Annotated in this window: 12 protein-coding genes; 7 read left to right on the top strand and 5 right to left on the bottom strand. The window is 69.8% G+C overall.

Features of this window, described 5'->3' with window-relative positions:
- The first annotated feature begins 65 nt into the window (after window positions 1-65).
- Together OG453_RS26735 and OG453_RS26730 are read left to right on the top strand one after the other, a co-directional pair.
- Entirely contained in the window at window positions 66-665 is a 600-nt protein-coding gene (locus OG453_RS26735; RefSeq protein ID WP_266871064.1) for a DUF742 domain-containing protein, read from the top strand.
- Entirely contained in the window at window positions 646-1230 is a 585-nt protein-coding gene (locus tag OG453_RS26730) for an ATP/GTP-binding protein (protein WP_190084708.1), read from the top strand. Before OG453_RS26735 ends, OG453_RS26730 begins: the two co-directional genes overlap by 20 nt.
- 150 nt (window positions 1231-1380) lie before the next feature.
- Here the strand turns inward: OG453_RS26730 and OG453_RS26725 are convergent, their stop codons facing one another.
- Together OG453_RS26725 and OG453_RS26720 are read right to left on the bottom strand one after the other, a co-directional pair.
- Window positions 1381-1572: an acyl-CoA carboxylase subunit epsilon gene (locus tag OG453_RS26725; RefSeq protein WP_266871063.1), complete on the bottom strand. Its 192-nt coding sequence runs from the start codon at window positions 1570-1572 to the stop codon at window positions 1381-1383.
- Window positions 1573-1604: 32 nt separating this feature from the next.
- Window positions 1605-3197, bottom strand: a complete 1593-nt coding sequence (locus OG453_RS26720; protein WP_266871061.1) for an acyl-CoA carboxylase subunit beta — start codon at window positions 3195-3197, stop codon at window positions 1605-1607.
- A gap of 243 nt (window positions 3198-3440) precedes the next feature.
- Here OG453_RS26720 and OG453_RS26715 point away from each other — a divergent pair, with 243 nt between their 5' ends.
- Complete coding sequence (locus tag OG453_RS26715) at window positions 3441-6194, top strand: hypothetical protein (RefSeq protein ID WP_266871060.1); 2754 nt, start codon at window positions 3441-3443, stop codon at window positions 6192-6194.
- 13 nt (window positions 6195-6207) lie between these two features.
- Here the strand turns inward: OG453_RS26715 and OG453_RS26710 are convergent, their stop codons facing one another.
- On the bottom strand, window positions 6208-10080 hold the full coding sequence (locus tag OG453_RS26710; RefSeq protein WP_266871059.1) for an endo-alpha-N-acetylgalactosaminidase family protein: 3873 nt from the start codon (window positions 10078-10080) through the stop codon (window positions 6208-6210).
- A gap of 287 nt (window positions 10081-10367) precedes the next feature.
- Here OG453_RS26710 and OG453_RS26705 point away from each other — a divergent pair, with 287 nt between their 5' ends.
- From OG453_RS26705 to OG453_RS26690, 4 genes are all read left to right on the top strand, one after another.
- Window positions 10368-10982, top strand: a complete 615-nt coding sequence (locus OG453_RS26705) for a YceI family protein (protein ID WP_266871058.1) — start codon at window positions 10368-10370, stop codon at window positions 10980-10982.
- A 136-nt stretch (window positions 10983-11118) separates the two neighbouring features.
- Window positions 11119-11664 (top strand): hypothetical protein, encoded by a 546-nt coding sequence (locus OG453_RS26700; protein ID WP_266871057.1) that lies wholly within the window; start codon window positions 11119-11121, stop codon window positions 11662-11664.
- Window positions 11665-11693: 29 nt separating this feature from the next.
- Window positions 11694-12680, top strand: coding sequence for an SDR family NAD(P)-dependent oxidoreductase (locus OG453_RS26695; protein ID WP_266871056.1), 987 nt, complete (start codon window positions 11694-11696; stop codon window positions 12678-12680).
- 178 nt (window positions 12681-12858) lie between these two features.
- Window positions 12859-13062, top strand: a complete 204-nt coding sequence (locus tag OG453_RS26690; protein ID WP_266871055.1) for a hypothetical protein — start codon at window positions 12859-12861, stop codon at window positions 13060-13062.
- 51 nt (window positions 13063-13113) lie between these two features.
- Here the strand turns inward: OG453_RS26690 and OG453_RS26685 are convergent, their stop codons facing one another.
- Together OG453_RS26685 and OG453_RS26680 are read right to left on the bottom strand one after the other, a co-directional pair.
- Window positions 13114-14004 carry an alpha/beta fold hydrolase gene (locus OG453_RS26685; protein WP_266871054.1) on the bottom strand — a complete coding sequence of 297 codons (891 nt, stop codon included), beginning with the start codon at window positions 14002-14004 and terminating at the stop codon, window positions 13114-13116.
- 108 nt (window positions 14005-14112) lie between these two features.
- Window positions 14113-14718: a TetR/AcrR family transcriptional regulator gene (locus OG453_RS26680; protein ID WP_266871052.1), complete on the bottom strand. Its 606-nt coding sequence runs from the start codon at window positions 14716-14718 to the stop codon at window positions 14113-14115.
- Window positions 14719-14722 lie beyond the last annotated feature (4 nt).

The raw sequence follows: 14722 nt of genomic DNA, 5'->3' as shown, positions 1-14722 counted from the left end.
TGGCCGTAAGGTTTCGGGACGCGGCTCCAGAGTGATGGTGCCCGGCACAGTCGGAGGAGGAGTACGTGGCAGGCTCAGGAACACCCCCGGACGGATCGTCATCGGCCAACTGGTCGCCTGGTCACGGCCAGGCACAGGGGCCGCACGACGGGGCGCCGAACCGGTACAACTTCCCCTCCGCGCCCAGCCAGCACCGCGCGCCGTACCGGCAGCCGCAGCAGCCGGGCCCCCGTCAGAACCCGTACGAGCAGCCTCACACACCCAGGATCCAGCCAGTGCAACCACAGCGACGCGCCCCTGAACCGGCGCCCGCGGGGTCTGCGAGCAACCCCCTGGTGCGCCCGTACGCCATGACGGGCGGCCGCACCAGGCCCCGCTACCAGCTCGCCATCGAGGCGCTGGTGCACACCACCGCACAACCGCACCAGTTGCAGGGCCAGTTGCCCGAGCATCAGCGCATCTGCAACCTGTGCCGCGAGATCAAGTCAGTGGCCGAGATCTCGGCACTGCTCACCATTCCCCTCGGCGTCGCCCGGATCCTCGTAGCCGACCTGGCCGAGGCCGGACTTGTCGCCATCCACCAGCCGGGCGGCGACGAGTCCGCCGGCGGCCAGCCAGACGTGACACTGCTCGAAAGGGTGCTCAGTGGACTTCGCAAGCTCTAGCGGCGGAGCAACAGCCCGCTCCACCACCAGCGCGAAAATCGTGGTGGCGGGCGGCTTCGGCGTGGGCAAGACCACGTTCGTCGGAGCGGTCTCTGAGATCAACCCGCTGCGCACCGAGGCCGTCATGACGTCCGCGTCCGCGGGCATCGACGACCTCACCCACACCGGAGACAAGACGACCACGACGGTCGCGATGGACTTCGGTCGCATCACCCTGGACCAGGACCTGATCCTGTACCTCTTCGGTACGCCCGGTCAGGACCGCTTCTGGTTCATGTGGGACGACCTCGTACGCGGCGCGATCGGCGCCGTGGTCCTGGTCGACACGAGGAGGCTCGCCGACTGCTTCCCCGCCGTCGACTACTTCGAGAACTCCGGCCTGCCCTTCGTCATCGCCCTCAACGGCTTCGACGGCCACCAGCCGTATACGCCGGACGAGGTCCGCGAGGCGCTGCAGATCGGCCCGGACACTCCGATCATCACGACGGACGCGCGTCACCGCGCGGACGCGAAGAGCGGGCTGATCACGCTCGTGGAGCATGCGCTGATGGCTCGGCTGCGTTAGCGGTCCTTGCCTGTACGTCGATGGGCCTCGCACCGTTACGTCGGTGCGAGGCCTCTTGGTTTCCCGCCCACCCGCCCGTTTACCCGGCAGCGCGAAGGCCCCGTACTCCTTGGAGTACGGGGCCCAGAAGCATGCCTCAGGCGGCGGGGGCTAGCCCTGCCAGCTGTGCGGGGCGCGGAAGCCCGGGGTGCGCTCGAGGCGGCGCCAGCCGGCCTTGTCGCGGCCTCGGCGGGCGGGGGCGGCGGGCTGTGCGGCGGCACGGGCCAGCAGGATCGCCGTGATGGCGGCGACCTCTTCCGGCTCGGCGTGACCCTTCTCGACGCGGATGTCGGGGTTAGTCATGTGCAGCGTTCTCCTTGTGGGCTACTGCAGGATTACTGCGGGGGGTTGCCGTGCTTGCGCGACGGCAGGTCGGCGTGCTTGTTGCGGAGCATCGCCAGGGAGCTGATGAGCACCTCGCGGGTTGCTGCCGGGTCGATGACGTCGTCGACCAGGCCTCGCTCCGCGGCGTAGTAGGGGTGCATCAGCTCGGCCTTGTACTCCTTGACCATGCGCGCACGCATCGCCTCGGGGTCCTCGGCGGCCGCGATCTGCCGGCGGAAGATGACGTTGGCGGCGCCCTCGGCGCCCATCACCGCGATCTCGTTGGTCGGCCAGGCGTAGGTGAGGTCCGCTCCGATGGACTGGGAGTCCATCACGATGTAGGCACCTCCGTACGCCTTGCGCAGGATCAGCGAGATCCGCGGCACCGTCGCGTTGCAGTACGCGTAGAGCAGCTTCGCGCCGTGCCTGATGATCCCGCCGTGCTCCTGGTCGACGCCCGGCAGGAAGCCGGGGACGTCAAGGAGCGTCACGATCGGGATATTGAAAGCGTCGCACATCTGGACGAAACGGGCGGCCTTCTCCGAGGCCTCGATGTCCAGGACACCCGCCAGGGACTGCGGCTGGTTGGCGACGATGCCCACCACCTTGCCGTCCAGACGGGCCAGCGCGCAGATGATGTTGCGGGCCCAGCGCTCGTGGACCTCCAGGTAGTCGCCGTCGTCGACGAGCTCCTCGATGACCTTGGCCATGTCGTAGGGACGGTTGCCGTCCGCCGGGACCAGGTCGAGCAGCACGTCCGAGCGGCGGTCCGCCGGGTCGTCCGACTCGTGCACCGGCGGGTTCTCGCGGTTGTTCGAGGGCAGCATCGCGATGAGGTAGCGCACCTCGGCGAGGCAGGTCTCCTCGTCGTCGTACGCGAAATGGCAGACGCCCGAGGTCTCGGCGTGCACGTCCGCGCCGCCCAGACCGTTCTGGGAGATCTCCTCGCCGGTCACCGCGCGCACCACGTCCGGTCCGGTGATGAACATCTGCGAGGTCTCGCGGACCATGAAGACGAAGTCCGTCAGGGCGGGGCTGTAGGCGGCGCCGCCGGCGCACGGGCCCAGCATCACGCTGATCTGCGGGATGACGCCCGACGCCTTGGTGTTGCGCTGGAAGATGCCGCCGTAGCCGGCCAGCGCGGAGACGCCCTCCTGGATACGGGCGCCCGCGCCGTCGTTCAGGGAGACCAGCGGGGCACCGGCCGCGATGGCCATGTCCATGATCTTGTGGATCTTGGTGGCGTGCGCCTCGCCGAGCGCGCCGCCGAAGATGCGGAAGTCATGCGCGTAGACGAAGACCGTGCGGCCCTCCACCGTGCCCCAGCCGGTGATGACACCGTCGGTGTACGGCTTCTTGGCCTCCAGGCCGAAACCGGTCGCCCGGTGCCGGCGCAACTGCTCGACCTCTTGGAACGAACCCGCGTCGAGCAGCAGCTCGATGCGCTCCCGCGCGGTCAGCTTGCCCTTGGAGTGCTGGGCCTTCGTCGCCTTCTCGCTCGGCCCGCGCAGCGCCTCGGCACGGATCGCGTGCAGTTCGGCCACGCGCCCGCGCGCGTCGGTGGGCTCGCCCTCGGGAGAAGCGGTGTCGTCCAAAACGGTCATGTAGTGACCTTACGAAGCGCCACCATAAAAACGGACCGTCGACTCTGCACAGTCTCCGGCCCGTTTTCCTGGCGCCCCCGAACAGAAGCTCTCGGCTGTACAGGCGAAGTGACTGCTCAGAGCCATGTCCAGCTGTGGGGATCCCACAAAGCGCTCCGTGAGAGACACCTCACAGGCGACTACCGCGCGCCGCCTCCACGGCGGCCCTGCCGCGTACGGCGGAAACCTGGGACCCTGCGTGCCATGCCCTGGGTCTGGGAGAGCGACACCGAGGAGCGTATCTACAAGAATTCCGTCCTGGCCTGCCTGGAGGAACCCCGCACGGCGAGACGCCTTGAGGCACGCCCGGGCAGGACACCGGTTGCAGCCGTGCTCGACGCCATGTCCACGGAAGCCAACGTCGAACAGTCTCTCGCGTCCAGCGCGGACACACTCGCGAGCTACCGTGCCTCCGTCGCCCACCAGCAGAGCGTCTCGGACGCGCTCGAACATACCGGTGACGGAATCCATGGGAACCGGCGGACCGGCATCTTCTACGCGCTGGCCCTGATCACCCTGTGCTGCTGGTTCGCCGGCGCCGACTTCCTCTTCACCCTCGTCACCCTCATCGCCCTCACCGTGACCGCCCTGGCCTTCGCGCTCCGGGACCCGCAGTCGCTGGAGCAGACCGGGCGCTGGGCAATGCTGCTCCTGCTCGGCATCGCCTGGCTGGCCCTCTGGCTTCCGGTCGGGATCGGACGCCGCGCCTGGGCCAGGGCCCTGCGCCGCGACGGAACGAACCGTGTGGTGCCGCGCGTCGTCGACGAACTGCTCGGCGAGGACCCCGACGCGCTGCTCCTGCCCAGCAGCCACGAAGGGCTGCGGTCGCCGAGGGGCCGTGAGTACATCGTCGAGAACGACGCCTTGGGCCGCCTGCGGCGGAAGATCGAGCAGATCGACGGCGGGACCATAGCCGTCAGCGGCCCCCGCGGGACCGGGAAGACGACCCTCCTGGAGAACTGCCTGCAGGACTCGGCCTTCGCCGTCATGCAGCAGGCTCCGTCGACGTATGCCCCGTACGACTTCGTGACCTCCCTGTTCGTGAAGGTCTGCGAACGCTATATGCGGTACGAGGACTTCATGCCCCCCGCGTTCGCGCGGCTGCCGACGTGGCAGTCGTGGCTGCGCCGCCGCGTCGTCCTTCCGCTGGCGCAACTGGCCCGCTGGCTCACCTATGCCGGGACGGCGGCCGTACTCATCTCCCTGGGCCTGTTCGCGGCGGCCCGGGCCCTGCAGGACGAGTACGGCGCGACCGTGTGGCGGCACGTCACCGACGTGTCCGGCGCGATCGGTGAGCGCGCGGCGGACGTCTGGCAGGGCGAGGCCGTGGGGACGGCGCTCGTGCTGACCGGCGCCGGTGTCGTCGTCTGGACCCTGCGCCGTTCCTGGACGGTCTCCTGGATCCTGAGCACGCTGCGGCGCCTGCTGCCCGCCGGGATCGCGTACGCCCTGATACTCGGTTCCTTCGCGCTGCTCGGCTTCGATCCCGATGTACGGCGGCACGCCAGGGAGCTGCCGCAGCACGGGACGCTCTATCTGCTCCTGCCGCTGGTCGTCCTCTGGTGCATCTGCAACATCCAGTACTGGACGGACTGGTACGACACCGCCTATCGCGTCGGCCGCTGGACGATCCCGAAGCGGCGGCTGTACGGCCCTCTCCACAAGCTGATCATCCCCCTCCTCGCGCTGCTGCTCCTGATCTCCATCGAGCCGGCGAGGCTCATCCTGACCGACCCGGAGAACCCCGAGCGGATCTGCGTCTGGCTGGTGGGCATCCTGCTGCTCCGCCTCACGTCCCGCTCCTGGGGCCTGATCAGGGCGGAACCGCCCCTGGTCACCATGTGCCGCAATCGCCTCTACCGGCTGCAGACCGTCCAGAGCTCATCGTCCGCGGTCAACACCGCGACCCTGCAGCTGCTCACCCTCGGCGCCACACAGACGACCTCGGTCTCCACAGTCCCGCCCAACTACCCCGAGCTGGTCTCCGACTTCCGCCGGGTGCTCGGCGGTGTCGCGCGGGAACTGCACGACCGCGGCCACCGCGTCATCATCGCCATCGACGAGCTGGACCGCCTGGGCACCGACACCCAGGCCCTGGCCTTCCTCGGCGAGATCAAGGCGATCCTGGGCGTGGAGCACGTGCACTACCTCATCTCCGTCGCCGAGGACGTCGGCGCCGCGTTCGTCCGGCGCGGCCTTCCGCACCGCGACGTCACCGACAGCTCGCTGGACGACGTCATCCACGTACAACCAGGTGTGCTCGCCGAGTCGGTGAAGATCCTCAGAGAGCGGGCTCCCGACATCTCGGACCCGTACGTCCTGCTCGCCCACGCGCTGTCCGGCGGCGTCCCGCGCGACCTGATCCGGTACGCACGGCGCCTGTTGGAGATACAGGAGGCGACCAGCGCGCTCGAACTCACCGTCATCTCACGGTCGATCATCCTGGAGGAGCTCTCCGAGACGCTCGCGGGGTTCCGCACCCTGCTCGCCAAGCAGCGGTGGACGCCCGAGACCAGCGTGATCCTCGGATCGTTCCGGAACCTCGTGGGCCACCTGCGTGCGACCGGCCCCCGCCGCCCCCAGAACCTCCGGGCGGCCCTCGAACACTTCGCCATCCAGGCGCCGCTCGGCCGGTGGGCCGAGCTCGGGGAGGGCGATCTGCCCGACGAGGCACGCGCCCTCATCGACGAGGCGGCCGCGTACGCCTACTTCTCCCTCACCCTGCTCGACATCTTCGGGCGCAAGGGGTTCAACCGCCGCCGGGCCGCGGCCATCGACCGGGGTCCCGACGGCGATCCGGAGCTTCTCGCCGAGGCCCGGATGGAGCTCGCGGTGTCGCCCTACAGCGCGCGTCCGCTCATCGACGGCATCCGGGAGGCCTGGGGCCTGCGCCTGCCGTCGTCCCGGTCGGAGGGTCCGGACCTCCCACCCCCGCGCCGGCCGAGCCCGCAGAGGTAGGAGCCGGGGTTCATCAGCCCCCGCAGTGGAAGCGCGCCTCCCCCCAGTCCGCGTGATCGTTGCCGGGTCCGTCGCCGCCGTCGCCCGTCACCAGGTCGACGTACTTGGCTCCGGAGACATCGGCGGTCAGCGACCACGCGTCGTCCGCCGCCTTCAGGACCGGGGACTTGACCTTCTCCGTGCCGTCGGCCGCCACGCTGAACTGCACGCTCCCCCGCGTCCCCTGCGAGTCGTCCTGGCCGACCTGCGCCGTGAAGGACGTGCACTTGCCGCCGAGGTAGTAGCGGATCGTGCCGGGTGATGCCGTGCCGAGGCCCTTCTCGTAGACCGTGCCGTTGACGGTCAGCGGCTTGCCGTCGCCCGCCGCCGTCTCGCCGTTCGACATGTCCTTCTCCGCCGGGCCCCAGCCGTTCTCCATGGACGTCCAGTCCATGTCGGAGGCGTACGTGTCCACCGCGGGCGGCGGCGGCAGTGTGCGCACGGAGGTCTCGGCGGCCAGCTCCCTGGCCTCGCCGTCGATCGCGTACGTCACCTTTGAACTCAGCCTGTAGGGCTGGTACTTGGCGTCCGCGGGAGGCGTGACCTGCCAGGTGGCGGTGGCCTTTGCGCCCGGGGCCACCGTGTCCAGGGCGACCGGGGCCGAGGGCTCGGCGGTCCAGCCGTCCGGGAGGGCGATGGTGGCCTGCGCGGACTTCGCCGCCGTCGATTCGTAGTTGGTGAAGGTGGCGGTGACCTCGTTCTTCACGCCCGGTTCAAGGGTTTCCGCCTTGCTCGCGAGGCCGAGCGTGGCGCACGCGGGCTGCTCCGTCGCCGGACCCAGGTCGGTCACCCTGAGGTTGTCCAGGGCGAGGTCCGCGGTCCCTGCGGCGTCGTCCCGCATCCGCAGGCCCACCCAGGTGTCGCCGCAGCCCGCCGTGACGGTCTGCTCGAAGTGGCCCGTCGTGCGCTGCTCGCCGAGCGCGGTGCGGCGCGTCTCGACCGAGTCCGGCTTGCCGTCCGCGGCGATCCTGTCGTATCCGGTGACCCAGTCGAAGGAGTCGGCGTGGCTCGCCTGATAGTCGTAACTGACCTTGTAGGAGCGTCCGTTGGTGAGGGGGACGGTCGCCGGGGTGGTGCGGTAGACGAGGCCGTTGTTGCCCTCGTGTGTCTTCAGGGAGCGTGCGCCGTCGAGGACGTCGTCGATGAGCTTTCCGTTCCAGCCGGACTGGGTGTACGGGGCGTGCTTGAGCGCGATGTGGGTGCGCGGGTCCGTCACCCCTCCCCCGCTGCCCTTGGCGAAGGGCCCCCAGCCCTGGTCGACGTCCTCGAAGTCCTCGTACGCGACCGTGTCGCCCGGCTTGCTGGTGGGGGCGTTGGCGACGACGCGTACGTCGGCGATCCGCACCCGGGCCGTCGAGCCGTCGGCGGCCTCGGCCTTCAGGGTCGCCGTGCCGTTCGCCGGTGCGGTGAAGTTGACCTTGGCTCGCTGCAGATAGGTCCCCTGCCACTGGCTGCCCGCGTCGGTGTTCTGCAGGGTCGAGCGCTCGACGGAGCGGGACGTGCCCGCGATGCCGAGGGTCGTGCGGCGTTCCTTGCCGGGCTCGACCTCCATCCAGGCTGACGCGGTGTAGCGCTTGCCGGGCTCAAGTCCCTTGATCTGCTGGGCGATTGAGGCCTTGGGTGCGCCGCTCAGTTCGGCGCTGTGGCGGCCCAGCTTGTCGGTGTCGCGCGTGACCGTGCCGGTCTTCGACCAGTCGCCCAGGCGTGCGTCGTGGAATCCGGGGTCCTTGACCGGACCGCCGTCGCCCCAGGCCGGGTCGGTGGCGGAGGGGGTGGTGTCGGCCGGGTAGAGGACGTACGGCTGTCCCGGCTCGGCCTTGAGGGTGACCTTGCCGCCGTCGGCGCGCACGGTGCCGGTCTTGACGCGGCCGTTGTCGGTGAGCTTGTAGACGGTGTACGAGTTGCCGGGCACCGCCCAACTCGTCGTACCGCCCGCCTTGTTGTAGTGGTAGAGCTTCTTCCCGCCGGCCCACGGGAGCAGGTACGAGGTGTCGCTCAGGACCTTGCGGCCGTCGTCGTAGAACGTGCGCTTGCCGTCCTCGACCGTGCCGCGCACCCCGCCGGTGAAGGTGATGTCGTTGCTCTTCGCGTCCCAGCGCGTGATCCGCTCGTGCTGGAGGTACTTGGCGGGCAGGTCGCGCTGCCAGATGTTGGCGTAGAAGGCGTTCCAGTCGTTCTCGCCGGTCCAGCCCTCGAACTCGTCGATGGCGGTCTGGCCGAGGACGGGGTCGGCGTTCCAGATGTCCTTCTCGCTGTTGCGGATGAAGCGGATGATCTGCGAGTTGAGGCCCTTGTTGGTCTTGGGGCCGTAGTCGAGGTCATTGGCCCAGTGCGACCAGAGCGAGTCGCGCTCGAACTTGTCCGCCCACTCGGTGGCGAGGTTGAAGCCCTGCCCCTTCACGGCCTTCGCGGTCTGCTCGGCGATCCAGCCGTGGGTGTAGTAGACGTCCATGTAGATGAGGGAGAGATTCGGGTCGGTCTCCTTCCTCAACTGCTTGAATCTGCTCGCCAGGTCACCGCTGTTGATGTCGCGGCGCTGGTCGATGTAGTAGCTCTGGTTGAGCCAGTTCCAGCCGGGCTTGGTCTTGTCGACGAGCTTCTCGTCGAAGGCGTTCGCCTCCGGGTACGCCTCGGTGGCGTTCACGTGGACGCCGAAGGTGGCGCCCCACTTCTTGCCTTCCTTCAGGAGCTTGTTGAGGTCCTTGAGGCCGCCCGCCCGCTGGTTGTAGTTGCCGCCGTAGTCGGGGTGTGCGGAGTCGTGGCCCTCGGATGCGTACCCCTTGAGGATGGCCTGCTGCCCGAGCCCGTCCGTGGCGAGGGAGACCCGCTTCACGTCGTCGAGGGTGCGCAGGAAGGGGTGCTGGGCCTGGCTCCCGAAGTTGAAGGGGATGTGCGAGATGACCCGGTCGGGGGTGCCTTCGCCGCCCTTGGGCCTGATGGCGATGGTGTCGCGGAAGGCGACGGCGCCGTCCTGCCAGTCGACGCGCTTGTCGCCGTTGGCGTCGGGCGTGACGACGACCTTCGCCCAGGGCAGGTCGTCCCCCTTCGCGGGCTCGGCGGCGCCCGCGCCCCGGTTCACCCACTGCCCGGACCAGACGCCGACCCGGGTCGCGCCGTCGTCGCCCTTGGTGGCCTGGTGCCAGAAACGGGCGCCGTCCTGGCCCGTGACCCCGCTCGGCTTGTCGTACGTCGAATTGGACTCGACGGCGGCCGCGAGCTGCCCGGTGTTGACGATGGCGTACGAGGCGCCGACGGGCGCCTGGTCCGCCGGGGTCTCGGCGGTGACCTTGCCGAACTTGTCGGCGGTCCGCGTGGAGTCCGGGTCCAGCTTGGTGAACGCGGTCTCGGCGCCGCCGTCCGAGCTGCCGACGGAGACGAGGTCGTGGCCGGGGATGTCGATGGTGCCGACGCGGAAGGCCTCGGTGTCGCGGACCGCGGTGATCTTGAAGGTGGTGGCGCGCCCGCGCACCGAGAGCCGGGCGTCGAGCTCCACGCCGGCGACGTCGGGGAAGGTCAGGGTGTAGGCGGCCGTGGCGCCCTCGATCTGCGGGGCGCCCTTGACCTGGACCTTGTAGGCCTTGCCGTTCAGGGTGACCTCGGTGACCGGGCGGGTGCTGCCGATGAGGCGGGCGCCGGTCGCCTTGTCGGTGTACGAGAGGACGCGGGGGAAGTCGTCGGCGACGGCGACGGTGAGCTGCCCGGAGGCGATGACCGTCTGCGCGGCCTGCGGGGTGGGGTCGGCGGTGGCGGGTCCTGCCAGGGCGAACACGGCGGACGATGCGGCGGCGATGGCGCAGGCCGCGCGGAGTCTTCGGGAGCGGAGTCTTCCGGAACGGGACGAGAGCATGCGGACCTGGGTATCCGCGTTGTCGTACCCCGGTCAACGAAGTCGGGCCCGACGGGGCGCGGCAGTCCAAGTACCGCCGGGCGGAAGTCCAAGGGGCGGGGTGCCTCGACCCGCCGTAGCGTCGCTCTCGGTACGTGATCTCATGAACACGCTCCGCTCTCTGTTGAATATTGAACAGAATAGGGTTACAGTCAATCTCGTTGAACATTCAACAGCCATTCAGCAGGTACATCCCCGTAGCTCGCAGCTCGGCGTCACCGCCCGCAGCTCGTCCCCAAGGAGCAGTCATGGGTCTCTTCGGCCGCAAGAACGACACCGCCACCATCACCGCCACGGCGCCCGCCCCGGTCAACCCGGAGCTGGCCGCCCTGACCGGCGACTACACGATCGACCCCTCGCACACGTCGATCGGCTTCGTCGCCCGGCACGCCATGGTCACGAACGTCAAGGGCTCGTTCGCGGACGTCGCCGGCACGCTGCACCTGGACGGCACGGACCCGTCCCGCTCGACGGCCTCCATCGACATCAAGATGGACAGCATCGAGACCGGCAGCGCGGACCGTGACGGCCACCTGAAGAGCTCGGACTTCTTCAAGACCGACGAGTTCCCGGAGATGACGTTCCGCTCCACCAAGGCGGAGGCTCTCGGCGGCGACGACTACCGCGTCACCGGTGACCTGACGATCCTCGGCACCACCAAGGAGATCTCCATCGACCTGGAGTTCAACGGCGCGGCCACGGACCCCTTCGGGAACGAGCGCGTCGGCTTCGAGGGCAAGTCGGAGATCCTCCGCTCGGAGTGGGGCCTCACCTGGAACGCGGCTCTGGAGACGGGCGGGGTGCTGGTCTCCGACAAGATCAAGCTGAACTTCGACATCTCCGCGATCAAGAACGCCGCCTGACGGGGGCTTTGAGCCCTCCATCTGACAGGGCCTTCAGCCCTGCATGAGCGTCAGCTCTCCCTGAGCGCGCCCGCCCTCCACCCCCGTAACGGGAGGGCGGGCGCTCGGCGTTTCGGGGTTCGATACGGTTCGGGCCGTGCCCGAGTTTCTGCAGCAACTCCCCGCCCTCATAGGCGTGATCGTCGGTGCCTTCGGTTCGTACGTGGCCATCATGCGCGGCGACCGCGTGCGCTTTCAGCGAGAGCAGGCCGCCCGCTGGGAGGAGCGGCGGCTCACCGTCTACACCGAGTACGCCCGGGTCCTGAAGCAGACGGTGACCCTCACCTACCGCGTCTCGGCCCACCACGGCAACGACCCGCATCCGCACCCCCTGTCCCCCGCCGACGCGGAGCCCCACCTGGCCGAGGCGGCCAGTGCGCGGGACCCGGCCGGCGAGGCGCTGCTGATGCTCGGCACACCGGAAGTGGTGGCCACGGCACGGGTCTGGGTCATGACGGTGGTCGCCATGGAACGCTTCATGCGCGAGGGCACCCGGGATCCCGAGGCGTGGGAGCGGCTGCTCGCCCGCCAGCGCGCGACGCGCGAGGAGTACTACGCGGCGGTCCGGCGCGACCTGGCGCTCCCGCCCGGCCATTCGGGCCGCTGGCAGGTAACGGCAGCCGGCGATGGCTCCTTGCGCTAGAGGGCGCTCCAGCTCCTACGGTCGCCCGCATGACCACACGGCAAAAGCAGCACAAGATCGGCAGCGGTTTCGGCGCGAACAGCACGGCGGACGACGTACTCGACGGGATCAGCCTCCACGGCAGGACGGCACTGGTCACCGGCGGATACTCGGGGCTCGGCCTGGAGATCACACGGGCGCTGAGCCGGGCGGGCGCACACGTCATCGTCCCGGCACGCAGGCCCGCCACGGCGCGCGAGGCGCTGCACGGCGTACCGCGGGTGGAGGTGCGCCCCCTCGACCTGGCGGACTTGTCGAGCATCCGGCAGTTCACGGACCAGCTCCTGGAGAGGGACGACCACAAGCTCGACATCCTCATCAACAACGCGGGCGTCATGGCGTGCCCGGAGACCCGCGTGGGCCCGGACGGCACCTGGGAGGCGCACTTCGCGATCAACCACCTGGGCCACTTCGCGCTCACCAACCACCTCTATCCGGCGCTGAGTTCGGCCGAGGAGGCCCGCGTGGTGTCCGTGGCCTCCTCCGGCCACTTCCTCTCCGACATCCGCTGGACGGACCCGCACTTCGTCCGCGACGGCTACGACCGCTGGCTCGCCTACGCCCAGTCGAAGACCGCGAACGCACTCTTCGCCGTGCACCTGAACTCCCTGCGCGACACGGCGGGCACCAGCCCCCGGGCCTTCGCCGTACACCCCGGCAGCATCCTGACCCCCCTGCAGCGCCACATCCCCCGCGACGAGCAGATCGCACAGGGCTGGATGACCCCCGACGGCACACCGGCCCCCGGTTTCAAGACCCCGGCGCAGGGCGCGGCGACGGCGGTCTGGGCGGCGACGTCCCCACTCCTGGACGCGCACGGCGGCGCGTACTGCCAGGACTGCGACATCGCGGAGCCCGCGACGACCGAGGACATGCTGATCGGCGGGGTGAAGCCGTGGGCGACGGACCCGGAGGCGGCGGCCCGCCTGTGGCAACTGTCCGCCGAACTCACGGGGTTGGGCACGCAAGCGGCCTGACCGGCGGCTACCGGCCCCCGGCTTCCTGAGCGGGGACGTAAACCTGCTGCGGCCGGGGCCCGGAGCGGGCACGATGGCTGCCATGTGGACCACCATCACCGCGTACGAGAACACCCCCGGCCGCCCGCACCCCATGGCGGCCCTCCGCGCTTGACTGCGTGAGCGCGGCATCGACTGGATGCCCTTCGCGCCGGAAGACATCTACTGGGACCACATGTGCGGCCGGGGCCCGGACGGCCACTGGCACGGCTCGTTCACGGTCCACGTCCGCTCATCCACCCTGCGACCACTCGGCCTGCACCCGGACCAGCCGACATCGAAGGCGACCGGACCTTCGCCTCCCGGGTGGTGGCATGCGGCGGCCGAGCGGCGGCACGGCTAGCATCAAGTGCCGCTGGGGCAACGGGAGTCGAGCGTACAGCCGCCTCCGGCCTTACCCCATAAGGCTGTTCGACAAGATCGCCTCCGCCAACGGCCCCAGCACCTCCGGCGGCAACGCATGCCCCATGCCCGGGATTTCCGTCAGGCGTGCGCCCGCTATCACCTGGGACAGGTGCTGGGCGTGCGGGGGCGGGAACACCGGCTCTGCCGTGGCGGAGATGATCTGGGTGGGGATCTGTGTGGTGGCCAGTTCCTTGGTGCGGAGCATGTTCGCGGCGTCCGCCCTCGCGTGGGCCGTCGAGACCGCGTGGGTGCCGGTGTGGGTGATGATCCTGCGCTCCAGGGCGCGGAAGTAGTCGGCGTCGAAGGGGAGTTCGGTGCCGTTCAGGGCCTGCCAGTGGTCCACTCTGCGGTCCAGCTCCGCCTCCAGGCCCTCGTCCTCGACCGGGCGTGACCACAGGTCCAGGATCTGGGGGGAGATGCCGGGGAGGTCGGGTACGGGGATCTCGGTTCCGTCCGGGGCTTTGTACGGCGTGGTGCTCATCGCGCAGGTGCCGATCAGCGTTGCGCTGAGTACGCGTTCGGGGTGGTCCGCCAGGAGCAACTGCGTCAGCATGCCGCCGAGCGACATGCCCACCACGTGGGCCCGGTCGATGCCCAGGCCGTCCAGGACGGCGATCGCGTCCTGCGCCAAGTCCGTTATGGGGTACGGGTGTTCGTCGAAGGAAGAGGTCGAGCGGCCCGTGTCCCGGTGGTCGTAGCGGATCACCTGGTGGTGGGCCGCAAGCGCTTCGACCAGAGGGTCGGGCCAGCCGAGCCCTGAGGCCTGCGCGCCCATGATCAGGAGCAGCGCGGGGGCGTCGGGCGCGCCCCGCCGTTCGGTCCACAGCCGCACGCCGGGGGCGACGTCGACGTACTGCTCCTGGGGAGTTGAATCCTTCACGGGGCCTCCAGTGCTGCTCGGTCGATCACTGTGACGCGATGCGGTACGAGACGTATCGTCTCGTTAATTCAGTGCGGCGTCAAGCGGTTCGCCGCGGGATCGCTCCCCTCAGCCCTCCCTCAGCCCCGCCAGAAACTCGTCCACCAGCGCGATCTGCCGCTCGGCAGGGAACTCCCCCGGTGCGAACAGCGCCTGGACCACCAGGCCGAGCACGAAGCTCTGGGCCGCCGCCGCCACATCCGCCGGCGGTGGAGCCTGTGGCAGCTCGCCCAGGCGCTGGGCCTCCGCGATGTGCTCGGTCATCCGCTCGCGGCCCTGGCGGTAGCGCGCCGCGTGCTCGTCGGCCAGTTCCGGGTCGGCGAGCGCGACGTCCCAGGAGCCCACCCAGATGCGGTTGCTCGCCGCGCTCTCCGCGTCCAAGGGAAGGATGTCCAGGAGCCGGGCCCGCAGCATCACCAGGCCCGACGCCGCCCCGGCCCGTTCCGTCGCGGGGCGCGGCCGGTCCGCCGACCTGCGGTCGAGCACGTCGAGGGCGTGCCGGACCAGGGCCCGCTTGCTCGGGAAGTAGTGCGTCAGGAGGCCGGTGGTCGCCCCCATCTCCGTGGCGACCGCGCGCAGCGTAAGGCCGCCGAATCCGCGCGCCGCAAGGACCCGCCACACCGCCTGGGAGACCTCGGTCCGGCGTGCGTCATGGTCTCCACGGGCTGGCGTCATACCC

It is taken from the genome of Streptomyces sp. NBC_01381, from assembly GCF_026340305.1.
GTDB lineage: Bacteria > Actinomycetota > Actinomycetes > Streptomycetales > Streptomycetaceae > Streptomyces.
The sequence above is the reverse complement of the archived record's forward strand: the minus strand, read 5'-3'. Positions and strand labels throughout refer to the sequence as shown.

Excerpts from the sequence above, each read along its gene's own strand:
- OG453_RS26705 (WP_266871058.1), top strand. The coding sequence starts at position 10,368 with ATGGGTCTCTTCGGCCGCAAGAACGACACCGCCACCATCACCGCCACG.
- OG453_RS26690 (WP_266871055.1), top strand. The coding sequence starts at position 12,859 with ATGCCCTTCGCGCCGGAAGACATCTACTGGGACCACATGTGCGGCCGG.
- OG453_RS26715 (WP_266871060.1), top strand. The coding sequence starts at position 3,441 with ATGCCCTGGGTCTGGGAGAGCGACACCGAGGAGCGTATCTACAAGAAT.
- OG453_RS26725 (WP_266871063.1), bottom strand. The coding sequence starts at position 1,572 with ATGACTAACCCCGACATCCGCGTCGAGAAGGGTCACGCCGAGCCGGAA.
- OG453_RS26710 (WP_266871059.1), bottom strand. The coding sequence starts at position 10,080 with ATGCTCTCGTCCCGTTCCGGAAGACTCCGCTCCCGAAGACTCCGCGCG.
- OG453_RS26720 (WP_266871061.1), bottom strand. The coding sequence starts at position 3,197 with ATGACCGTTTTGGACGACACCGCTTCTCCCGAGGGCGAGCCCACCGAC.
- OG453_RS26680 (WP_266871052.1), bottom strand. The coding sequence starts at position 14,718 with ATGACGCCAGCCCGTGGAGACCATGACGCACGCCGGACCGAGGTCTCC.
- OG453_RS26695 (WP_266871056.1), top strand. The coding sequence starts at position 11,694 with ATGACCACACGGCAAAAGCAGCACAAGATCGGCAGCGGTTTCGGCGCG.